At 32.3% G+C, this 24,491-nt stretch carries 12 protein-coding genes; 5 read left to right on the forward strand and 7 right to left on the reverse strand.

The features are described from left to right. The first annotated feature begins 5 nt into the window (after positions 1-5). Positions 6-1,709: a DNA polymerase III subunit gamma/tau gene (gene dnaX / locus ABMY20_RS09700; protein WP_349265168.1), complete on the forward strand. Its 1,704-nt coding sequence runs from the start codon at positions 6-8 to the stop codon at positions 1,707-1,709. Here the strand turns inward: dnaX and ABMY20_RS09705 are convergent. The 3 genes from ABMY20_RS09705 to ABMY20_RS09715 all read right to left on the reverse strand — a co-directional run bounded on the left by ABMY20_RS09705 (position 1,698) and on the right by ABMY20_RS09715 (position 11,567). Then, positions 1,698-3,521, reverse strand: coding sequence for a sodium:proton antiporter (locus ABMY20_RS09705; RefSeq protein WP_047790574.1), 1,824 nt, complete (start codon positions 3,519-3,521; stop codon positions 1,698-1,700). The two genes, dnaX and ABMY20_RS09705, sit on opposite strands and share 12 nt — an antisense overlap. Before the next feature lie 58 nt (positions 3,522-3,579). Further along, positions 3,580-5,934, reverse strand: coding sequence for a penicillin-binding protein 1C (pbpC, locus tag ABMY20_RS09710; protein WP_349265169.1), 2,355 nt, complete (start codon positions 5,932-5,934; stop codon positions 3,580-3,582). A gap of 113 nt (positions 5,935-6,047) precedes the next feature. Then, positions 6,048-11,567: an MG2 domain-containing protein gene (locus tag ABMY20_RS09715; protein ID WP_349265170.1), complete on the reverse strand. Its 5,520-nt coding sequence runs from the start codon at positions 11,565-11,567 to the stop codon at positions 6,048-6,050. Between the two features lie 234 nt (positions 11,568-11,801). On the opposite strand from ABMY20_RS09715, the gene ABMY20_RS09720 reads away from it, so the two are divergent. The 3 genes from ABMY20_RS09720 to ABMY20_RS09730 all read left to right on the forward strand — a co-directional run bounded on the left by ABMY20_RS09720 (position 11,802) and on the right by ABMY20_RS09730 (position 13,415). After that, positions 11,802-12,383: a tRNA-(ms[2]io[6]A)-hydroxylase gene (locus ABMY20_RS09720; protein ID WP_073183535.1), complete on the forward strand. Its 582-nt coding sequence runs from the start codon at positions 11,802-11,804 to the stop codon at positions 12,381-12,383. Then, positions 12,383-12,820, forward strand: a complete 438-nt coding sequence (locus ABMY20_RS09725) for a DUF4268 domain-containing protein (protein ID WP_047790571.1) — start codon at positions 12,383-12,385, stop codon at positions 12,818-12,820. Before ABMY20_RS09720 ends, ABMY20_RS09725 begins: the two co-directional genes overlap by 1 nt. Positions 12,821-12,923: 103 nt before the next feature. After that, positions 12,924-13,415: a CAP domain-containing protein gene (locus ABMY20_RS09730; protein ID WP_047790570.1), complete on the forward strand. Its 492-nt coding sequence runs from the start codon at positions 12,924-12,926 to the stop codon at positions 13,413-13,415. Positions 13,416-13,467: 52 nt separating this feature from the next. Here ABMY20_RS09730 and ABMY20_RS09735 read toward each other — a convergent pair whose 3' ends face one another. From ABMY20_RS09735 to ABMY20_RS09750, 4 genes are read right to left on the reverse strand one after another with little or no spacing between them, the layout of a single operon-like run. Beyond that, positions 13,468-15,357 carry an OmpA family protein gene (locus ABMY20_RS09735; RefSeq protein WP_159616746.1) on the reverse strand — a complete coding sequence of 630 codons (1,890 nt, stop codon included), beginning with the start codon at positions 15,355-15,357 and terminating at the stop codon, positions 13,468-13,470. An 11-nt stretch (positions 15,358-15,368) separates the two neighbouring features. Next, the gene (locus ABMY20_RS09740; RefSeq protein ID WP_349265171.1) at positions 15,369-16,310 is read right to left on the reverse strand and encodes a type IX secretion system membrane protein PorP/SprF; all 942 of its coding nucleotides are present in this window, start codon (positions 16,308-16,310) and stop codon (positions 15,369-15,371) included. A gap of 10 nt (positions 16,311-16,320) precedes the next feature. Further along, positions 16,321-22,176 carry a gliding motility-associated C-terminal domain-containing protein gene (locus ABMY20_RS09745; protein WP_349265172.1) on the reverse strand — a complete coding sequence of 1,952 codons (5,856 nt, stop codon included), beginning with the start codon at positions 22,174-22,176 and terminating at the stop codon, positions 16,321-16,323. 43 nt (positions 22,177-22,219) lie between these two features. Beyond that, positions 22,220-22,696: a hypothetical protein gene (locus ABMY20_RS09750; protein WP_047788936.1), complete on the reverse strand. Its 477-nt coding sequence runs from the start codon at positions 22,694-22,696 to the stop codon at positions 22,220-22,222. Positions 22,697-23,069: 373 nt separating this feature from the next. Here ABMY20_RS09750 and mnmE point away from each other — a divergent pair, with 373 nt between their 5' ends. Beyond that, complete coding sequence (gene mnmE, locus ABMY20_RS09755) at positions 23,070-24,464, forward strand: tRNA uridine-5-carboxymethylaminomethyl(34) synthesis GTPase MnmE (RefSeq protein WP_159491230.1); 1,395 nt, start codon at positions 23,070-23,072, stop codon at positions 24,462-24,464. Positions 24,465-24,491: the final 27 nt, after the last annotated feature.

Genomic DNA, 24,491 nt, shown 5'->3' on the forward strand with positions numbered 1-24,491 from the left:
TTTTAATGGAACATTTTATAGTATCGGCACGTAAATATCGTCCTCAAAATTTTGAAGATGTGGTAGGGCAACAAGCTATTACCAATACGTTAGAAAATGCTATACAAAACAACCATTTAGCTCAAGCTTTATTGTTTACAGGACCTCGTGGAGTTGGTAAAACATCGTGTGCTCGTATCTTGGCTAAACGTATTAACCAAGAAGATGCAACTACAGATGATGAAGATTTTGCTTTTAATATTTTTGAATTAGATGCGGCTTCTAACAACTCGGTTGATGATATTCGTAATTTAACAGATCAAGTTCGTATTCCGCCTCAAACAGGAAAGTACAAGGTTTATATTATTGATGAGGTTCACATGCTTTCTCAAGCCGCTTTTAATGCTTTTTTAAAAACGTTAGAAGAACCGCCTGCACATGCTATTTTTATTTTAGCAACTACTGAAAAACATAAAATTATACCAACGATATTATCTCGTTGTCAAATTTTTGATTTTAAACGCATTGGTGTTTTAGATGCTAAAGAGTATTTAAAAACAATTTGTGCTAAAGAAAACATTACTGCTGAAGATGATGCATTACATGTAATTGCTCAAAAAGCTGACGGTGCAATGCGTGACGCCCTTTCTATTTTTGATAGAGTTGTAAGCTTCTCTGGAAACAATTTAACTCGCGAAGCTGTTACTCAAAACTTAAATGTGTTAGACTACGATGTGTATTTTAACATTACCGATTTATTACTTCAGAATAAAATTCCAGAAGTCTTAATGGCATTTAACGATGTATTGGGAAAAGGTTTTGAGGGACATCATTTTATAAACGGTTTGGCTTCTCACTTTAGAGATTTGTTAGTTGCAAAAGACCAAGCTACCATAGCTTTATTAGAGGTTGGTGATAATACTAAGAAAAAATATTTAGAGCAAGCTTCTAAAGCCAGTATGCAATTTTTACTCCCTGCTATAGACAAGGCTAATGATTGCGACTTGAAATATCGAGGAAGTAAAAACCAACGCTTATTGGTAGAACTTACTTTAATGCAAATTGCCTCTATCACTTTTGATGGAGCAAAAAAAAAATCTAGCAACTACATAATTCCTGCTACTTTTTTTACCGCTTTATCTCCTTCTGTCAAAAAAACTGAGGTAAAACCTATTGTTACAAAAACTCCTAAAAAAATGGAATCAGTACAAGTAACTAGTACTGAAACAAAAGAAAAAACTCCCACTAAACCAGTTTTAAAGAACATTAAACGACGTACTTCTGCTTTATCTTTAAAAAGCTTACAGCAAAAGAAAGAAGTAAAAAGTACTATTGATACAGAGGAAAACTTCGATAATCATCCAAGAACTCCTTTTACTCAAGATGAGTTAAAAGATGCTTGGAAAAAATATTATTTCCAATTACAAGGTTTTGGAGAACGAAGTATCGCTGCTATTTTAGCTTCTGGTGAGCCCAAGTTACAAGAAGATTTAACGATTATTTTTTCGTTACCTAATGACTTAATGAAGTCGCAACTTGAAAAAGGAAAACCTAAATTATTACGTTTTTTACGAGAAAAATTAAATAACTACGGTATCCAAATTAATGTTATTGTAAATGAAACTGTAGAAAAAAAGTTTGCCTATACTCCTCAAGAGAAGTACGACAAACTAAAAGAAAAAAATCCATTAATTGAAAAATTAAAGAGTACTTTTGGCTTAGATGTTTAAATTCTTACCTACGTAAACTAACTTCCAATCTTCTATTTTCTTTACTTTTTTCTCAAATTCTGAGATTAATAGAATTTCATTCTTTTGACTCTTAACGAAAATTGGAATCGATTTTTGATCTCTGTTAATTTCTTCAATTTTCTTCTTATAATCATCAATAGAATTAACTACTGTTTCGTGAATTTCAGGGAATTCTCTTACAGCTTCCATTAAATTAATATAATCATCTTCTATTGTAAATAAATGATCTTCATCTTCGTAATCTTTTGTAATAACTTCCTGTGAAGTTGCTAAACGATAAGCTCCTTGCTCTCCAAAAATAGAGGAGAAATTAGAGATTACAAATTTGTTAATTGAATCACTTCCTGTCATTGCTATTAAATATCCTACATCATTAAGTTCAATATTGTCTGTAAGTTGATCATCATAAATATTTACTTCAATTGACTCCAGCCCCTCTTCTTTGGCCTTTTCAACATTTTCAATATTAGAATCAATCAACACCACTCTTCTTTGATTTTGTTTTAAATACTTAGCAATCATTCTAGCTAAATCTGAAGCTCCAACAATCATTATTGCATTTGAACGCTTTAAAAATACACCAACTAATTTAGCAAATAACCTTGCTGTAGTAGCGTTTAACAAAACAGTTCCTAACACCACCATAAATACTAAAGGTGTAATATATTCTGCTCCTTCAATTCCTTGCTTTAACAGCTTGCTTCCAAATAACGAAGCAATACCTGCTGCAACAATACCTCTTGGCCCTACCCAACTAATAAATAGTTTTTCGTTAGTTTTTAAATTAGATTTTGAGGTACTTAAAAATACTGCTAACGGACGTATCACAAACACAATTAAAGCAAATAGAAGCAATGTTTTCCACTCATATAATAGTGTTAGCTCTTTATAATCAATATTTGCTGATAATAAAATAAATAGAATAGAGATTAACAAGACACTTAATGATTCTTTAAAGTACAGTATCTCTTTTAAGTTCTTTAATTTACTATTACCAAGTACCATTCCCATAACCACAACAGCTAATAATCCTGATTCATGAGCAAATAATTCAGATTCTACAAATACTAATAAAACAGTGGATAAGGAAACTACATTTAATAAATAATGTGGCACCCATTTTTTATTAATTACAAAGATTAAAGCATGGGCAAAAGTGAAACCGAAAGTGGTTCCAAAAAGGATAATTTTTAAGAATTCTAATAAGGCTGTTCCAGTAAATCCAGCACCTCCACCTACACTTATAAATTCAAAAACAAGTACAGCTACTAATGCTCCAATAGGGTCTATTAATATTCCTTCCCATTTTAAAACTGCTGAGACATCTTTTTTAAGCGGTATGTTTCTAAGAATTGGTGTTATTACTGTAGGTCCAGTAACAATTATTAATCCAGAAAATAAGAATGACAACTCCCAACTTAATCCAAATACATAATGAGCAATTATAGCTCCTCCAAAAAAGGTAACTGCAGATCCTAATGTGATTAATTTGGTGATAACAGGACCTATATTTTTTATTTCTCCGCGTCGTAAGGTTAAACCTCCTTCAAAAAGAATAATACTAATTGATAATGACACAAAATAGTACAGTCCTTCGCCGGGGAATAACCCTTTTTCACCATCCCAAATAGGTTCTATCCATTTACTTCCATCATCATTAAAAAATTCTGCTGCAATAGGTCCAACAAGCAATCCTATTAAAATTAAAGGTAAAATTGCTGGAATTTTAAACCTCCAAGCTACCCATTGAGCTAAAATTCCAAGTATAATTATCCCTGCTAGTTCTAACATATTTTATATTTAAAAAAACTAAAAATACAGCTTTTAATTAAACCGTATTTATATTTATTTAATTTTTTAATTCAATAATCCTTTTCAGCTCATTCCCAAAATCATCTATAACTGTTATTGTATGAACTCCTTTTTTTGGCATAACAGCTTGTTCATGATACTGTTCTGTTATTCCAATAAATTGTTTATTTAAATACCAATATACTTTTGCCTCTGCATTGGCGTGTGTGAGCTTTAAAATTATAGGATTTAACTTATTATCCTCTCCTCGTGTTAACGATATTTTTGATGTGAGCTTAGCAGGAAAAACAAAATCCATTGTATTACTTTCCAACTGGTTACAATCTGATCTATATTTTGGAAGTGATCTGTAATCTGCGTTATTCTGCTGATAATAATAAGCCATTAGTGGTGGTAATACAAACCATGGTTTTGTTATCATGTTAGAAATTGATTCGCAATTTGAGTTCACTCTATATTTTTCAGATATATCTACCGTTATTTCTTGGTGATACGGGCATGACTTGGCTTTCATAGCACTTTTTTGAACTCTTTTGGTTATTACTGAAGGACAAATTGTCTTAGCTAAGAACCCGCTTTTCTCACAAATAGCAGCTTCTATTAAATCTTCATAGGGTTCTAAAAACCAGTTAGATTTCGGTAACACATCAAAAACATTAAACATTAATGGAGCTGCACTTCCAACTCCTGTTAAGTCTGGACGTCCTTCTCCATCAGAATTTCCTATCCACACCCCTACTACATATTTTGGGGTAACTCCAACTGCCCAAGCATCTTTATTTCCAAAACTTGTCCCTGTTTTCCATGCTATTTTTTGAGACGAATCATAATACTTCCAAGCTTGATCTGTATAAGGTCTATTTACCTCTATTAAAGTGTTTAGTGTTAAAAATGTAGCTCCAGCATCTAAAGTTATATAGTCTTCTTGAACTTTACCAAAATCTGGAGTTCCTTCTGACAAAAAACTAGGTTCTATGAACTCATTTTGGTAATACTTATGTTTTAATTCTTCATAGTGATTTACAATTCCTGCGTATCCTGCAAAGGTTTTACATAAATCCCATAAACTAGCTTCTGCTCCTCCTAAAATCAAGGAGAGTCCATAATAATCTGCTGATTTATTAATATCGCTAATGTGATATGCCTTTAAATCTTCTCTAAATTTTTCCAATCCGTATCGCTGTAACATGCGTACTGAAGGAATGTTCAGTGAACGTGTTAATGCTTCGTTCGCAGGAACTGCTCCATCAAAAGTTAGATTGAAGTTTTTTGGTGAATATCCTGCTATTTCTGTTGGTACATCTGCGACTAATTGACTAGGTAGTAAATCTCCCGATTGTAGCATTTGCGCATATAAAAAAGGCTTTAAAGTACTTCCTGTACTTCTTGGAGCGATGATATTGTTCACATCTTTTTGATGTGCTTTATCAGTTGGAGAATTCCCTACATAAGACAGTACTTTTCTTGTTTTAACATCTAACACCAATACCGCCATATTGTAGACTTCATTTTGTTTTTGACGGAAATAATGCTGCTTTACTAAATTATTTACTTGCCTTTGCAAATGAATATCAATAGAACTTTTTACACGTTGTCCTCTATACTGTTTAGTTACTTCTTGTACAAAATGTGGTGCTACTGTAGGTAACGGATATGGTTTTTGTGGTAACTCTTCTTCAATTGCTAAATCATATGTTATTTGATCTATTATTCCTTCTTCATGTAATTTTTGTAATAACCTATTTCTTTTATTTTTTAGCTTTTGTTGATTTTTTCCCGGATAAATCAATGAAGGAGCATTTGGTAATACAGCTAAAGTTGCTGTTTCTGCCCATGATAATTGATATGGTTTTAAACCAAAATAACGCCACGATGCCATTTCTAACCCAACAACATTTCCTCCATAAGGAGCATGAGATGCATAGAGGTTTAGAATTTCTTTTTTTGAGTGACGAAATTCTAATCGAGTGGCTAGTATTAATTCTTGTAGCTTTTCAAAATATGAGCGTTCTTTATTCTTTCTTGATAAGCGAATTACTTGCTGTGTCAATGTGCTTCCTCCTCGTACAACTCTTTTCGCTTTGATGTTTTCTACCATTGCTTTTCCTATTGAAATAGGATTAAACCCGAAATGCTTATAGAAGTAAGCATCTTCAAATTGTAAAATACAATGTTCAAATTTTCTAGGCACAGAGTCTAACTCAGGAAATCTCCACTGACCATCGCTGGCTATTACAGCTCCTAATAATTCGTTGTTTTTTGCAGTAACAACTGTTGATGTAGGTGTCTCAAATAATTTTTTAGGTAAACAAAAATAATAAACAATCACCACGAACGCTGTGATGATTGTTTTGATTTTATTTTGTTGTATCCATTTGAAAATTGTTTGCATAAATTATTTTATGTGTCAAATTTCTCCTAAAAAATATCCCTCGTACCCTCTTTTAAAATTTAACAAATAACAAACAATCACTACAAAAACCGTAATGATTGTTTAGAAACTATTTACTTAATTACCTTAATCCACTGTCCCTTAGTACGAGCTATATAATCGTTGTCATACATTGCTTCTACTTGTACTCCTGGTAAATAATATTCACCTAAATACGAAGCATTCACTAATACTCTAAATGTTTTGGTTTCGTACTTCTTCAAGGTAAAGTAGTTACTGATACTTGCATCTCGTATATCGGTATAATCTACTTTTGAAGATGTTGTATTGTTTCCAAAATCAGTAAAACGTGTATTTACAATTTCCCATCCTGAAGGAATGTATTGCGTTAATGCTACATTTTCGATGGTTTCACTTGTTGGATTTTTCACTGTAACTTCTGCTACAAAATTGGTTCCTTGTGACAAGTTATCTGGAGTAATACGAGCTCCATCTTTTGTTTTGTATGTAATAGTGGTTTCTAAATTCTTTTGGAATACTTTTTCTTCACCTACTGGTAAAATTCCTTTGTTTAATATACGTACATATAAAACTCCGTTGTTTTTGTTAGTTATTTTTAATGAATTTTCTTTTTGAATAGCTATTAAATCTTTTGCTAACAGCGATTTTGAAGTACTTGCTTCTCCTGACGCCTTATTTAAAATATAACTTGTATTAATTCCGTCACTACCGCCATTTTTTAGAGCATATTGGCTCATTGCCAACAAACTATAGGCTGTAGTTTGTGTGCTCATCCAACGCTCGCTTGATAGATTTTCAGCAATTTCTTTTGCTAATTTTATTGATTTAGTTTCGTCATCCAACAGCATATAGGTTTCTAAAGACATTGCTTTGTTTCTAGTTTCAGAACCATAGTTTGAATAATATCGTTTTGTATAGGTATAACCGGTTATTCCTTTTAAAATAGATTTTGCTATAGCCTTTTTACCTATTAAAGCATACGCGCTTGCTAATCTCATTTTTGCTTCATCTGAAACTCCCATTGATTCGCGTAAACGGTTCATTGATGCTAAATCAGGACTATTTGCTAAACTTAACGTGTATAACCTATATGCTTGTGATAAAGAATTATTGTAATAACGTGAGTTATTTCTCCAATTACGTGCTTGTTGCTTTTGATATCCTATCCATTTTGATTTGAAACCAATAGGTAGCACATATCCTTTCTTCTCGGCCGCTATCATAAAATGACCTGCATAAGATGTTCCCCAACTATCTGCGGTACTATTTCCTTGCCAGTATGACAATCCTCCATTAGATAATTGGAAATCTGATAAACGTTGAATTGCTGCTTTTATATTTCTTTCTGTTGAAGCTATCTTCTCTTTTGATAATTCAAATAATTCTGGTAAAAACAACTGTGGAAAAGCACCTGAAGTTGTTTGTTCTACACATCCATGCGGATAACGAATTAAGTATCCCAAACGCTTGGTAAAGTTCATTGGTGGTAAGGTTGATAATTCTAACGTAGCTCCGTTCGTTCCTTTGGTACCAAAACTTGTAAAGTTAATCTCCCCTACTTCATTAGATTTCAATACGACATCTTTTACTTCAGTAGTTACTGGATTTGGGTTTAACACATCTATTTCTACTTCGTAAGATGCTTTTTCTCTTCCTGAACTTGCGTCTATTTTTACTTTACCAATTCCTTTAAAATCATTTACTTTTAAGGTGAAATACGCCATTTTTTCATCTGGCTGACTAAATGAAACGGTTTGTGTTTTATCTCCTACAATAGTATATGCTTCGTTTGGTTGTACTGTAACTTTTACATTTTTAATGTTTGGTTTCATTGCAAAAACAGTAACTGGTAAGGTAACAGTTTCTTGTGGTGTTATTTTACGAGGCAATGATGCTAAAATCATTACTGGTTTTCGTACAAAAGCTGTTTTTTCATCGCTACCGTACGCATCTTTTTTAGTATCAGTAGCCACCACCATAGCTCGAACAGATCCTACATATTTAGGTATTTTTATTTTATGTTCCTTACTGTCTCCTTTTTCTAAATCGAAAGGGCCTAAATACGTAACCATTGGTTTGAATCGATTCGCTTTTCGGTTTTTACTTCCTGCCTCTGCTTCATCTCCTCCAATACTTAATATTTGATTTACTTTTCCACCGTAAGCACCAATAACGTCATCAAAAATATCCCAAGTTTTTACACCAAGAGATTGGCGTGCATAGAACACTCCCCATGGATTTGGTGTTTTAAAACGTGTTAAATCCAACAAACCTTCATCTACCAGTGCAATGGTATAAGTCATCGCCCTACCTTTTTCTTCTTTTACTTGAATAGTAGCCGTAGACTCTGGTCTTAACTCGTCCGCTAACTGGATTTTTGGTTCTAATTTCGTTGCAGGATTATGTACCAACATTGGTATTGAACCGTACATACGAATTGGTAAATCGTTTACTGTTTGACTATGTTTTTGTAACAATGAAATGTTTACAAATACATTTGGTGTATAACTCGCTTTTACTGGGAAACTAAACGATGTTTGTTGTGCTTGTGTTGGTACCCAGAAATGATCTAATACTTCTGTTCCATTCTCAATAGTAATAAATGCTTTTCCTCCTTCTGAAGACGGAAACTTCACAGTTGCTTTTTCATCTACTTCATACGATTCTTTATCGGTTGTAAATATTAACATCGTAGCGTTACTTTTATCTTGATTTCCTTTCTTTTTAGCATACCAAGAAGGCCAATCAAAATAAACCACATTTGAGGTAACATGCTTACTTTTTGAGTCTTTTACTTTTATTAAATAACGTCCCCAATCATTTTCGTCAACCTTTAATTTAAAAGTCCCTTTACCGCTTGCATTTGTTGTTACTTTTAATTTCTTATAAGGTTCATGATAACGTGTACCATCATAACTAGACAATCCATTATCAGAAGTACTCCACCACCAACGCCATGATAATTTATATACATTTACTTCTAAAGTATTTGCTATTCCTACTCCTTCTTCGTTTACTGAAGCTACATTAAATGTATAGTTTTCATCTGTAAATAAATAGTTTTTAGATTGTGGTTCTTCAGCATCTTGTAATCCAGCGTACGAAGTATATGGTGACACTTTGTTAGAAAATACATCGGTACTAAAGTCTCCTCCATTTTCATATACTTTTGTAATAAAACTCGCTCTTAACATTCCTGGAGCTTTACTATCTAATTTAGGTTTTACCGAGAATTTAGTAGTTCCATCATTACTCAAACTTCCTTTTAGCACTTTAAACTCTTCTGTTCCAAATCGACGAGTTACATCATCAAAATTATAGTTTTTGAATTTTGAAAACTCCGTATTGGTTTGTGAGAATTTCCCGTTGATATCTAACTTTAATCCTCTTGCTATTGCTCCATGTAACCATTTTACTTCTACATTTCCTGTAATAGTTGAATTTGCTTTGATGAACTCTGCATCTGTAGCTAGTTTTATCTTTAATCGATTCGGTTTTATGGTTTCAATCTTTAATGTTTTATTGAAAACAGCTCCGCCAACACTTATACGTAACTTCCAATTACCAGTAATAGCTTCTGGGTTTGTTATAGGAGCGTATGTGTATACATTGTTTGATTTTTTTGAAAGTACTTTTCTATCGATTATTTTTCCTTGCGGATTTATTAATTCAAATTTTATTGGGTGTTCCTCTGGAATTGGGTTCGCATTATCGTTTAAAACAAAAGTTAAAAACAATTGATCTCCTGGTCTCCAAACTCCTCGTTCTCCATAAATATATCCTTTAATTCCTTCTTGTAATTTCACTCCAGAAACATCAAACTTACTCATTGAAAGTGCATCACCGTCTTTCAATTTCACATAAGTTGTATTGTTGTTTTTAGTAACTACTGCAAAAAAGGCATTAGTAACATCAGAAAAAGAAACTACTCCTTCTTTATTAGTTGTTGCTGAAGCTACTTCTTGCTTTTGTAAATTATATAAAGTTACTTTTGCTCCTTCTATAGCATCTGTGGTAAGTATATCTGTTACTGCTACTAACGTTTTATTATTATTTCCTTTTTTAATTATAACTCCAATATTAGTAGCTAAAATATTTGTACTAATATCTTTGTTATAATAGTATGACGTTGTGCAAGGATCCTCTCTATCTCTCCAATTATAATCGTAGTAATAATCGTCATAGTAATTAGGGTTGTCATAGCTTTTGGTATCTATCTCCTTTTTTCCGAAAACGATGGTTTTCGTTGAAACACCTTCTGCACATTTATAATTTGAATAGTCTTTATTAAATGAAAACTCGACTCTATACATCGCTCCGTTTTCCACTTTTATTATTTCTGCTAAATCAATAGCAAAAGCATTTTCTTTACTTAGATCTAATCCTTGATTACCAAGGTTTACTGTGTATTTAGCTACAGGACGCCCTACATAACGTAAATTTCCTTGATTACTTAAACTATTATTTTGTAAAAATTGCAATACATTTTCCTTATATACTTTGTAAATTGTAGCATCAACCGCTTTTAAGTTAACTGCACTAAAATTTATTTTTAGGTTATTAGAGTTTGGAAGTATTGATCCACTCTTTATAAACTTTACCGCAGGCTTTAATTCTTCAAAATAAACCGTTTTAATTGTGTTTTCTTTTAAAGTATAACCATCCACACTCTTAATTCCTTTGAAAATCTCTAAATCAACTTTTTGTGTAAATGATGATTTTGGATATACTGTTACTTTGTTACTATTTATCTTGTATGTAAAAGCTCTTTTTTGAGTATTTAAAAACTGAATAAGTCCTTTTAAATTTTGTGATTTTTGTAATGGGTCTGAGAAGCTTATTTCAATATGTTGTTTATCTATATCAATAACTTCAACATTTAATATCTTAAAGTTGTTTTTTCCTGTTATGGTAACTTCTCTACTTCCTTTGGACTCTGACTGAATTGGTGTTCCAGTCCACTCTACCTTTAATTGTTTGTCTTCCTCATAGCGTTCTATACTGTCTATCTTAAAGTAAACTTTAGAACTTACTTTACCTACAGTACTAAACTTTATAGCTTTTTCTTTCCCATTATATGTAGCTCTAATTAAAGATGGAATTTTTTCCGTTTCTATAATATCACTAGCAATTAACTCTCCTTCTACTGCATATAGTTTTTTATTATGAACACTTGGAGCTTGTAAAGAAACGTTGAATAATAATTCTTTAGTTTTTACTTTAACAGTAAAGTTCTCTAAATCTTCCTCTATATCTTCATATAATTTAGATAAATGAAGTGTTATTAAATACTCTTGATTACTTTTTAGTTTTTCAGCTGGAACAAAAACTAACTCATTATCATTTAAAACTACTTCTCCTTTTATAGCTGGTTTTGTAGTAATAACTTCAGTGGCATCAAAGTTTGTCGTGACTTTATTTTTTAATACAAATTTTAAGTTAGGGTTTACCGATATTAGCTTATCTGGAAAAACACTAATATATTCACCAAATTCATTTACATTACTTTCTGTAGTAACTGTTTTTTTACACGAATTAGCTGTAATCATTAAAAAGACTAATGCTAAAGCGCCAATAATTTTTCCCATTTTTTTTTGTAACTGTAATTTCATTTCCTTAGAAGTTTTCTGTCTTTCTCTATTTTATCTAAAACTACTGAAAAATATTTTTAAAATATTACCCTATTTAGAATTTGTAGCAATCTATTTAGTATTCGTAATTCGGATCAATATTTTTTAAAGCAATTTTCTTAAGAGATTTTTTCAGCAACAAATTTACCATTTTTAGAGTATTTATAATACAATTAGCACTTATATTTTTTACTTTTACAACCTCAATTACACATTATGCTTGGATTACAATTTGACACAGAAACTTCATGGGTTGAAGTTGCTAAAAACGGATTAGAACAACTATTAACAGATCATGCTTTTGCTGAACAAAAAGCTGCTTCAAATGCTGTGTCAATTATTATCAATTACTCTGAAGAAACTGAACTTGTTAAAGATATGAGTGATATTGCTATTGAAGAAATGGAACATTTTAGGATGGTACATAACATAATGATAGAGCGAGATATGGTTTTAGGACAGGCTACTAAAAACGATTATGCTTTAAAATTGCAAAAATTTTTCCCTCATACAGGTAATAGAACAGAAGCGCTAATTCACAGACTTTTAGTTGCTGCTCTAATAGAAGCACGTAGCTGTGAACGTTTTAAGGTTTTTGCTGATAATATGGAAGATGAACAATTATCTAAATTTTATTTGGATTTAATGGTTTCTGAAGCAAATCATTATACCTTATTTTTAGGGTATGCTCGTAAGTATATGGATCGTGAAATCGTTGATAAAAAATGGGAAGATTTATTGGCTTTCGAAGCCGAAATGATGCGAGAAAGAGGTAAAACTGCAAAAGTTCACGGATAGTGTTTAGTAAAGAAGAATCTGCCCGATTGCGTAAAGAATTTTGGACTAGTTTTGGAAAATCTTTTCCAAGAAAATGGTTGTTATACAATACCAAAATAAAGGGATTTGCTTTTAAATTTCAAGCGGATAGAAAAAACGCTTCAGTTTGTTTAGATTTCGAACATCCAGAAGATGTAGCCAATGAATTACTTTACGATCAACTTCTTTCTTTGAAGAAAATATTGGAAACAGAATATTTACCTGAAGTTATATTTGATGATAATTTTGAGTTAAACAATCACAAAATTATTCGTAGAATTTATATCCCTTTTGATAAAAAATTTAGTATTCACAATAAAGATACTTGGAGAGATTGTTATGAGTTTTTTGTAGAGACTATGACACAGTTTGAACTGTTTTTTTATGAATATGAAGACTTTATAAAACAGGCTATCTAATCATACAAAAATACGTTTAAGCATAAAAAGAAACTTGTTTTAAATTGTATTTTGTACTATTTTTGGACTTTTAAAATAATTTAACCCCTAACCCCTATTAAAAATGAATAACTTCCCCTTTAAGTTATTGGTACTATGTTGTGCCTTAGTTTTCTTTTCTTGTTCTTCAAATGAAAATGAATTAATTGACTCTCCTTCTGATTCTACCGTTAGCATAGAAGAAAAATCAATAGAAAATGAAATTCTTGATCTTATTAATGATTATAGATTAAGCAAAGGCTTATCTACTTTAAAAAAACTTGAAGCTATAAAATCTCAAACATATAATCATACTATGTATATGATAAAGAAAAAAGAGCTTTCTCACGATTTTTTTCATGATCGTAAAGATTATTTAGTTGAAAACACAAATGCTATTAAGGTTGCTGAAAATGTAGCTTATGGATATTCTACTGCTGAATCTGTTGTTAATGGATGGATTAAAAGCGAGGGACATCGAAAAAATATTGAAGGTGATTTTACCCATTTTGAAGTGACTGCCGAAAAAAACACTGGTGGTACATGGTACTATACCAATATTTTTGTAAAAAAATAACAATAATAATATCTAAGACCTCTATTTTTAAAATAAATAGAGGTCTTAGATATTATTTTTTATAATCATTAACAATTATAAATTTTGAGCGTCTGTTTTCTTGATGCTCTTCATCTGAACAAGGTACACCATTAGAACATTTGTTCACCAACTGCTTTTCTCCATAACCAATAGCACTTTCTATCCTGTTGGTAGCTATACCTCTTGAAAAAATATAATCTCTGGTAGATTTAGCTCTTCTATCTGATAAAATCTCATTGTATTTATCACTACCCCTACTATCTGTATGAGCTTCAATTTTAATAATCATTTTTGGATGATTCTTCATTACTCGTACAATATGCTCTAGTTCATAAGCTGCATCTGGTCGTATATTCCATTTATCAAAATCGAAAAATATAGGATCTATCACTATTTCGTTTCCTATAATTAATGGTGTTAAATATAAATCACGATCTATTTCTATACCTCTTACATCTGTCGTTTCAATATTATTAATGAAGTCATCTTTATAATCTAGTTTTGTTCCTCTTAAAGAAAATTTCTTCTCACATTCAACTTCAAAAACGAAAGTGGCATCTTCTTGAGTTACGAACCTTTTTACAACTTTTCCTTTAAAGTCTATAAGCTCTACTAAAGTGTTAGGTAAAATTTCTTTTGTTCTTTTATCAAAAGTTCTCCCTTTAATATATTGTTTACACTTTAAGGTTTTAAACTTATATAAATCATCCTGTCCTTTTCCTCCTGGTCGGTTGGAAGAAAAGTACCCTGTTTTTGCATCTTCATTATAAAAGAAAGCAAAATCATCATATCCACTATTAAATGGAGCTCCTATATTTATAACTTCTGACGAGTTATTTTTTAGTAAATCAGATTTAAAAATATCTAATAATCCTAAATTTGCATAACCATCCGAAGAGAAATATAAGGTATAATCTTTAGCTACAAAAGGAAACATTTCTCTTCCTTTTGTATTTATTTTATCTCCTAAGTTTATTGGTGCTCCATACTCTCCATTAGCTAAAATAGCTACTTTATAAATATCCGTTAACCCATAACTATCTGGTCTATCAGATACAAAATATAATGTTTTATCATCCGGACTCAATGCTGGATGTCCACTAGAATACATTTTATCATTAAACGGTAACTCTTCAATATTATCCCATTGCCCATTAACCAACGTAGCTTTGAATATTTTTAAATGTGATGTACCTTTTTTACTATACTCTAGTTTTTTCTTTTCGTTTAAATTATTTCTTGTAAAATATAACGTTTTCCCGTCTTTAGTTATTGCTACACTCGATTCATGAAAACCCGTGTTAATTTTAGAAGATACAATAGGAATAACACTTACTATACTATCTTCATCTTTTTTATTTTTAATAATTTTGGCTTGATATAAGTCTAAATACGGTTGGTTATTCCATTCATAAATTTCACCATCTTTTTTTCTTGTCGAAGCAAAATATAGTTTTTGTCCATTTACATACGTTCCAAACTCTGAGTTTTTAGTATTAATTTCTAAGTTTGCTACTACTACAGAGTCTTTATTAAGTGTTTTTAATTTATTATAGTCAACATTTTTTACTTTTAACGCTTTGTCAGATATCTTTTGAAGCCATTTATCTGCTTTGTCATACTCTCCTATACTTCTAAGTGACTGTACATACTTATATATAGCATCATCAGTTAAGTTTTCTTTTCTATTTGAAGCAACTCCATACCAATAAGCAGCTTGTTTAGAGTTTGAGTTATTATAATAACAATCTGCCAACCTTGTTATCATATCCACCCCATCATCTCCTTCGTTTATGGCTTTTTTATAAAATTCAGCTGCTTTTACATACGCATATTCTTTATAAAATTTATTTGCTATTTTTCTTTGAGAAAATGCAAAGCTTGATAAAAAAAGTAGTATCAGTGTAATTTTTGTCTTCATAACTATCCTTTTTAAAAATATCTAGGAGATTTCGTTCTATATGACTTAGGAAATAACTCAAACATTAATAATATTTCATGTGTACCATTTGAGTATTGATTAATGTCTGATAATGGATGCTCGTACGCGTAACCTATTCGGAACTGACGAGAAACTTGAAAATCTACTAAAGCCCCTAAAGCTCCTGTGTTTTCATTGATTCTATAAGAACCTCCTAACCAAAATTTTTCATTGAATAAGAAGTTTGCTGTTATGTCATATGATACTGGTGCTCCATTCGTTGCTTTAATTAACGTCGCTGGCTTAAACTTTACATTATCACTCAAATCAAAAACATATCCTCCTGTTAAATAATAACTTACTCTGTCTATAATTCCGTAATTAACTCCATTAACAACCAAATCATTATGATCTATATTTAATAATCTTGGAGCTGAAAACCCCACATACCATTTATTTGTATGTAATAATAAACCGCTCCCAAAATTAGGTTCCCATCTATTTTGAATCCCTGAAATTCCTGGATCTGATCCTTCAGTTGCTATTAAGGCATCATCTATATTGTATTGAGTAAATCCTGCTTTAAGTCCAAAGGCTAATTTTATATCCTCATTAAGCTGAATCGTATATGAGAAATCTCCATATAAATAGGTGAAATTTTCATAGCCTAATTGATCATTTATAAATGATAATCCTAATCCTATTTTATCATTTCTAAGAGGTGTGTGAATAGACAAGGTTTGTGTTTCTGGTGCTCTATCTAATCCTGCCCACTGACTTCTATGCAGTCCAACAATACTCAGTACTTCTCTACTTCCTGCATATGCAGGGTTGATAGAAATTGTATTATACATATATTGAGTAAACTGTGGTAGCTGTTGTGATTGAACTGTTAAAACTGTTGCAAAAAACAGTACAATAGTTGCTTTTAATAGCTTGTAATTTTGGTTCATAGCTATAATATTATTTAGTTCCTAAGTAAATTGCTCCTGTAAATGGTTTTAACCCACTATTTTCTAATATTACAATGTAGTAATATGTACCAGCCGGTAATCTTTCTGCTGATCCAAACGTTGCTCCATCTGAAGTTCCGTTCCAATTATTTGCATAATTTTTAGATTCAAAAACTCTAGCTCCCCAACGGTTAAATATTTTTACATTGGCTATAAATCCACAGGATTCAGCTCCTGTAACTTTGAAAAACTCATTCCATGAATCTCCATTAGGAGTTACTGCTTTTGAAATTACCACATCTTCTTGCCCACATGGTAACACTATACAGTCATCGTTTATATTAATCGTAACTTTTGTTGCTGTTAAACAACTACTGTTTGATGATGTATATGTAAACACATAATCTCCTAAATTCACTCCTGACGGATCAAAACTTCCATCATTAGATATTGTAACGCTTCCTTGAGTCACTTCCCAAGTTCCGTTTTCACTTTGATTTGCCAAATAATCATTTAAGTTAATTTCGCCATCGTCAATACACCTTGAATCCGCTATTTCTGTTACAGATGTTTTTACAGTTACTGTAATATACTGTATAAAGTCTGCTACATTTCCACAGTCATCTGTAACTGTCCATTTTCTTGTAATTGTATAATCGCTATCACTTCCATCAAACGTACTTGTTTCCTCAAAGTTAGTTTGTGTTACATTTGAAGAACAATTGTCTGTAAATTCTAAAGTTGGAACATCAGGAACAGTATCACATTCTACTATAATGTCTTCTAATGTTGATACCAATTGTGGTGCTTCATTATCTTCAATAGTTATTACTTGAGTATGAGAAGCTTCATTACCCGCACAATCTTCTACTGCCCATGTTCTTGTAACTGTATACTCTGATGCACATATATTGTCTTGTCCTGAAAATTCTTCTGAGTAATTCACAGTTACAGAAGTATCACAATTATCGGTTGCTGTTAAAATTACTGCAGTTGGAATTGTATCACAACTTACTGTTACATCTGCTGGTAATTCCTCTACAAATTCGGGTGCTTGTGTATCTTCAACAGTTACTACTTGAGTATGCGAAGTTTCATTACCCGCACAATCTTCTACTGTCCATATTCTTGTAACTGTATATTCTGATGCACATGCATCATCTTGTCCTGAAAATTCTTCTGAGTAATTCACAGTTACAGAAGCATCACAATTATCGGTTGCTGTTAAAATTACTGCAGTTGGAATTGTATCACAACTTACTATTGCATCTGCTGGTAATTCCTCTACAAACTCTGGAGCCGTAGTATCTTCAACTGTTACTACTTGAGTGTGTGATGTACTATTACCTGCACAATCTTGAACTGCCCAAGTTCTTGTAATCGTATATTCTGATGCACATATATAGTCTTGTCCTGAAAATTCTTCTGAGTAATTCACAGTTACAGAAGTATCACAGTTATCTGTTGCGGTTAATACCGCTGCTGCTGGAATTGTATCACAACTTACTGTTGCATCTGCTGGTAATTCCTCTACAAATTCGGGTGCTACTGTGTCTTCTACTGCGATTACTTGGATATGAGTAGTCGTGTTTCCTGAACAATCTGATACTGTCCATTTTCTTGTAATCAAATATTCTGATCCACAAGCATCGTCATCTCCACTGGTTACTTCGCTTGGAATTACCATTACTGATGCATCACAATTATCTGTCGCTGTTAAAGTTTCCATCACTGGAATGTTATCACAACTTACAGTGATTTCCGCTGCTGGTAAAGTCTCTACAAACTCTGGCGCTGTAGTATCTTCTACTGTAATTACCTGAATGTGGGTAGTCGTGTTTCCTGAACAATCTGATACTATCCATTTTCTTGTAATCAAATATTCTGATCCACAAGCATCATCATCACCACTGGTTACTTCGCTTGGAATTACCGTTACTGATGCATCACAATTATCTGTCGCTGTTAAAGTTTCCATCACTGGAATGTTATCACAACTTACCGTAATTTCTGCCGCTGGTAAAGTCTCTACAAATTCTGGTGCTACTGTATCTTCTACAGTAATTACCTGAATATGTGTTGTAGTGTTTCCTGAACAATCTGATACTGTCCACTTTCTTGTAATCAAGTATTCTGATCCACAAGCATCGTCATCTCCACTGGTTACTTCACTTGGAATTACCGTTACTGATGCATCACAATTATCTGTCGCTGTTAAAGTTTCCATCACTGGAATGTTATCACAACTTACAGTGATTTCTGCCGTTGGTAAAGTCTCTACAAATTCTGGTGCTACTGTATCTTCTACAGTAATTACCTGAATATGTGTTGTTGTGTTTCCTGAACAATCTGATACGGTCCACTTTCTTGTAATCAAGTATTCTGATCCACAAGTATCATCATCACCACTGGTTACTTCGCTTGGAATTACCGTTACTGATGCATCACAATTATCTGTCGCTGTTAAAGTTTCCATCACTGGAATGTTATCACAACTTACCGTAATTTCTGCCGCTGGTAAAGTCTCTACAAATTCTGGTGCTACTGTGTCTTCTATGGTGAACTTCGCACTAGTTGTATTTACAGTGTTTCCACAAGCATCTTTTGCTGTAAAAACCACCTCTACTTCTCCTGTAAAACTACAGGTATATGTTAAACCTGTGTAATCATTACTCCATGTTACAATACTACAGTCATCTGTCGCTGTCGCTCCTCCATTAGTTGCCAACCAACTATTTAACTCTGTTATGTTTCCTGCTCCATCACATTCTACAATTTTATCTGATGGTTGCTGAGTTATTGTGGGTGCTGTTTCATCTTTAATTAAATATCCTGCTGTTGTAGTACTAAAGTTTCCACAAGCATCTGTTGCTGTAAAAGTTACTGTGATATAACTTCCATCACATTTTACAGAGGTATCATCCCCATAATTATTGGTCCATATTACACTACTACAGTTATCGGTTGCTGTAGCTCCTGCATTGCTATTTAACCAATCTTGTAACGTAGTTTCTGTATCTCCTACTCCGCATTCTATATCTATATTATTTTTGTTTGTTTCGTCTATAATTGGTGCTGTATTATCTTTTACTGTTATTGTTTGAACTTTTTCAGTTGTGTTGCCACAGTTATCAGTAAGACTCCATGTACGAGTAACTATTACTTCTCCTTCACAGGTTCCTGCCGATTCTACATCACTATAACTAGCATCTAAAGTTGTATCACAATTATCAGATTCATTGGTAACATCACCAGTAATTCCAATACTAACATCATAAGTACAATTATCATTTTTGTAAATTGTAATATCTACTGGTACTGTAAAATCTGGGTTAGTAATATCCGTTACTGTAATGGTTTGTGTATGACTTACCGTGTTGCCACAGTTGTCGGTTGATTCCCATTGACGTACAATCTCTCCACAGCCGTCTACTACTGTATTGCTTACTTCGGTAAAAACTACATCTACTACGCTATCACAGTTATCGGTTGCTGTGATGGTTGGTACTGATGGTATGGCTTCACAGTCGACACTTACATCGGCTGGTGTTGCTGATAATACGGGTGCTGTAGTATCGGTTACTGTGATGGTTTGTGTATGACTTACCGTGTTACCACAGTTGTCGGTTGATTCCCACTGACGTACAATCTCTCCACAACCGTCTACTACTGTATTGCTTACTTCAGTGAATACTACATCTACTACGCTATCGCAGTTATCGGTTGCAGTGATGGTTGGTACTGATGGGATGGCTTCACAGTCGACACTTACATCGGCTGGTGTTGCTGATAGTACGGGTGCTGTAGTATCGATTACCGTAATGGTTTGCGTATGACTTACCGTGTTACCACAGTTATCGGTTGATTCCCATTGACGTACAATCTCTCCACAGCCATCTACAACCGTATTGCTTACTTCAGTGAATACTACATCTACTACGCTATCACAGTTATCGGTTGCGGTAATAGTTGGTACTGCTGGTATGGCTTCACAGTCGACACTTACATCGGCTGGTGTTGCTGATAAAACGGGTGCTGAGGTATCAGTTACCGTAATGGTTTGGGTAAATTGTCCACTTGTTCTTCCACAACTATCTGTAAATGTCCAAATATTAGTATATGTTCCTATAACAGGACAATTAGTTGTTGAAGCCTCAAAACTTCCAGGTATTTTGGTTATTGTTAAATCACAACTTGCTTCTGGGGTAAGTAATTGCGCCGTAGCTAGGGCAGCACTATCTTCACAAGACACTGTTCTATCTAATGAATTGACTGTAGTTGTCCAATTAGCCTCGTCAGGTTGGTTAATACTTATCTCATTAGGTAAATTATCTCCTATACCACAAGAATCAACTGATTTAGAACTTAAAGTTGTTTGTGTACTATTATTTTCTTCTCCTGCATAAGTTGCTATTAATTGTATTTGAAATTTATCGGAACACATTTCTTCTAGAAAATAACACTGTTTTTTTACTTTCACCTGAAAACTTAAACTATATGGTGTATCTCCAACATCTGTAATTCCATCAATAGCATCAAAGGTTAATAATCTAGTTGTTGTATTATAGCTATAAGTAACCCCAAAAGGTAACCCTATTATTGGTTCTATTAAATCTACTTCTTGAGGTATTGTTGTTTCTATTGTTAAGTCTTTTACATTGTCATTACCATTGTTTTCTATATTGACTGAAAAACTAACAGTGTCTTCTACACTACTAGTATTTGTTGAGCTTGATAATATTAATGGCGCTAAATCTGGTTTCCAAACATCTACAGACAATCCTATTAAAAAGAGTCCGTATGTTTCTTGGTTTGATGTTAATCTTATTGTCGCAGAAGTTTGATTGTTAGCTATTATACTATTTCCTGGATTACTAAGAGCAAATACATCTGCATCAAATCCTAAAGTATTAGTACTAGCTGGATTTCTATCTATAAAGTTACTTCCATTTTTAGCTATTCTACTATTAAAAAAATTACTTGAACTCCTTAAACTATATGATAAATCTACCCAATTGTTACTAGTATTTTTTATTTGCAACCTGTCTCCTGATAAATCTCTATCTCCTTCTAAGGCACCTATTACTACATCTACATCTACATCTCCTGTTGGTACTGTTTGAAAACCACTAAATCCAATTTCAAAATTATTAACACTACTTGTAACATGTGCGTAACCATCAAAAAGCGATATATTTTTTGCTGGTAAAGTAGGGCTTTCATATACAAATACTATTTGCCAACCTCCAGAAGTTCCTGTATTTCCTCCACCATGTGAAGTCAAACTTCCTTCCTTTGCCCTAACATTAGCTACTTGATAAGTTCCATAGGGTGTTGCCAAAGCTTTTACTTCACTTGTGATATCCTTAAAACAAATGTATGGATCATTAACAAAGTGACCTATCTCGTCTCTTCCTCTATAAATAACATCATCAGCAGTTATAGTTGTATAACCTAAACTTCCTGGTAATTGCAATTTTACTTTATTATAATCCCAATTGGGTTCATCTGAAGAATTGTCTTCCTCTTTATCAGCTGCTGCCCAGTATAAATATGCTTTCTTTATACTTAAACAACTAACTGTTGGCTCTGGGTTAGATAAGTTTGCGCTACTTGAATTGAATGTACTTGCATCACTATCTATATCAACAAAAACGTTATTACTAAAGTCATGGTTTCCGTCGCTTCCTATATAGCTCGTTGTTTTATTTCTTGATAAAACATTATTTGCTATTAGTGTTACATTTCCTTTAACTGCTTCTGAAAATCTAGGTTGGAATCCTTTTTTTATTTGGGCTTCTAATTTTCCGCCAGCAACGAGAAAAACCACTATAAAAAATAAAATAAAACTAGTAATTTTTTTCATGTCCTCTAAGTTTTTCTAATAACAACAATCTTATGCTAATCGTCTAATTGTCATTACTCTGATTTGGTATATATGTTTTTATATTAATCTTGCTAGAGGGAGCTTTTTTCTGTAATGACACTTGCTCTTGAAGGTCATTTACCAGGAGTTCTATACAATTCCAACTTCCTAATTTGATATTGTATGGTTTAGTTATTTTTAAATAAAGTATTTTACTTCTTTTAGGTAGTACTTTTAATGCTTTTATAAGAGGTTTCTTTTTTTCATCTAATAATGAATACTCTAATATCGTTTCTATTTTTTCTTGATTTTTGCACGGTACATTGTTTATGGAAAAACGATATTCTTTTTCTACTATGCTATTATTGCTAATCTTTAGTTTATGCACATGCACTCTTTCATAATCTGGTTTATCACTATAGGAAACTACCGATAACTCTGTTAAATTTTGTGAACAAAGACTTAAACCGCTACCTAAAAAGAATAAATACAGTAGTTTTTGAATAATATTTTTTCTCATATTATTTGTTTTTATAATTATTATACTACATATACAAGCAATAAAAGTTGTATATCTAACTTTAAAAGTGGGGGTAACTGTAATTTTGGGGGCAGGGTAATTAAGAGGTACGCATTTCAGAGTATTATATAAGTATAACACATAAAGAATGTACAATAAGATTTTTCGAGGAAGCCAATACTAAATGGAATAGTATTATTTTTGAGGGATTAACGTTTTTTAAGTTCTAAAAAACAGTTATACCAAAAGTAGCATTTATTTTCAGGTTTAAAAAATGAAAAGTTAAAAAAGGGGTTTTTCCCCATACTTGTTTAGTAAAAATATGTTGTTGATATTTTATAATACTTCTTACTAAATTAGGTAATTTTGCGATATGATACAAAACGATACAATTATTGCTTTAGCAACACCAGCAGGGGTTGGTGCTATTGCTATTATTAGACTTTCTGGAGAAAATTCTATAAAAATTGTGGATTCATTTTTCTCTTCTGTAAAGAAAAATAAATCATTATTAAATCAAAAATCTCATACCTTACATTTAGGTCATATTGTGAATAATGGAGTTGTTATTGATCAAGTTTTAGTATCTATTTTTAAAAATCCGCACTCATATACAGGTGAAGATGTAGTAGAAATTTCGTGTCATGGTTCTAGTTTTATTCAACAAGAAATCATTCAACTTTTCTTACAAAATGGTTGTAGAATGGCTGATAACGGTGAGTTTACAATGCGTGCCTTTTTAAATGGTAAAATGGATTTATCGCAAGCGGAAGCTGTGGCTGATGTGATTGCTTCAAACTCTGCTGCTTCTCATCAAATGGCAATTCAGCAAATGCGTGGAGGAATTACCAATGAACTAAAAGAATTAAGAGGACAACTACTTGATTTTGCAGCTTTAATTGAGTTAGAACTCGATTTTTCTGGTGAAGACGTAGAGTTTGCTGATAGAACCAAGTTTAAAGAATTAGTAGCTAAAATATCGGCAGTTTTAAAACGTTTAATAGATTCTTTTGCCTTTGGGAATGCTATGAAAAATGGAATACCTGTAGCTATTATTGGTGAACCAAATGTTGGAAAGTCTACTCTATTAAATGCTTTGCTTAATGAAGAAAAGGCTATCGTATCTGATATTGCTGGTACAACTCGTGATGCTATTGAAGATGAATTAATTATTGATGGTGTTGTTTTTCGTTTTATCGATACCGCTGGAATTAGAGAAACTGAAGATGTTGTTGAAAACATCGGTATCAAAAAAGCATATGAAAAAGCAGAAAACGCACAATTAATTATATTTTTAATTGACTCCAATAAGTATATACATTCTAAAGACTTATTCTTAGAGGAAATTGAGACTATAAAGCAACGTTTTCCTAACAAACGTTTATTGGTAATCGCCAATAAAATAGACACCTTGTCATGCCACGATTCATCTATTTTACAATCAGAAATTGAAAATTTAATTTTACTTTCTGCAAAACAAAATATTGGAGTTGACGAGTTAAAACAAGAACTTATTTCATTAGTCAATACTGGAGCTTTGAGTAATAATGAAACAATTGTTACTAACTCTCGTCATTTTGAAGCGTTGACTTTAGCTTTGGAAAGTATCAATTCTGTTAAAAATGGTATTGAGTTAGATATTTCTTCTGATTTATTTGCCATAGATATTCGTGAGTGCTTACGTCATTTAGGAAATATTACTGGTGAATATGATGTAGATAAGGATATTTTAGGTCACATTTTCGGAAACTTCTGTATCGGGAAGTAAGAAACGAAACTCTTCAACAAAATATTG

Source organism: Tenacibaculum sp. SSH1-16 (genome assembly GCF_040104435.1).
GTDB lineage: Bacteria > Bacteroidota > Bacteroidia > Flavobacteriales > Flavobacteriaceae > Polaribacter > Polaribacter mesophilus.

Bases quoted from the DNA above. Each gene is read 5' to 3' on its own strand.
- dnaX (WP_349265168.1), top strand. From the start codon at position 6: ATGGAACATTTTATAGTATCGGCACGTAAATATCGTCCTCAAAATTTT.
- ABMY20_RS09705 (WP_047790574.1), bottom strand. From the start codon at position 3,521: ATGTTAGAACTAGCAGGGATAATTATACTTGGAATTTTAGCTCAATGG.
- pbpC (WP_349265169.1), bottom strand. From the start codon at position 5,934: ATGCAAACAATTTTCAAATGGATACAACAAAATAAAATCAAAACAATC.
- ABMY20_RS09715 (WP_349265170.1), bottom strand. From the start codon at position 11,567: ATGAAATTACAGTTACAAAAAAAAATGGGAAAAATTATTGGCGCTTTA.
- ABMY20_RS09720 (WP_073183535.1), top strand. From the start codon at position 11,802: ATGCTTGGATTACAATTTGACACAGAAACTTCATGGGTTGAAGTTGCT.
- ABMY20_RS09730 (WP_047790570.1), top strand. From the start codon at position 12,924: ATGAATAACTTCCCCTTTAAGTTATTGGTACTATGTTGTGCCTTAGTT.
- ABMY20_RS09735 (WP_159616746.1), bottom strand. From the start codon at position 15,357: ATGAAGACAAAAATTACACTGATACTACTTTTTTTATCAAGCTTTGCA.
- ABMY20_RS09740 (WP_349265171.1), bottom strand. From the start codon at position 16,310: ATGAACCAAAATTACAAGCTATTAAAAGCAACTATTGTACTGTTTTTT.
- ABMY20_RS09745 (WP_349265172.1), bottom strand. From the start codon at position 22,176: ATGAAAAAAATTACTAGTTTTATTTTATTTTTTATAGTGGTTTTTCTC.
- ABMY20_RS09750 (WP_047788936.1), bottom strand. From the start codon at position 22,696: ATGAGAAAAAATATTATTCAAAAACTACTGTATTTATTCTTTTTAGGT.
- mnmE (WP_159491230.1), top strand. From the start codon at position 23,070: ATGATACAAAACGATACAATTATTGCTTTAGCAACACCAGCAGGGGTT.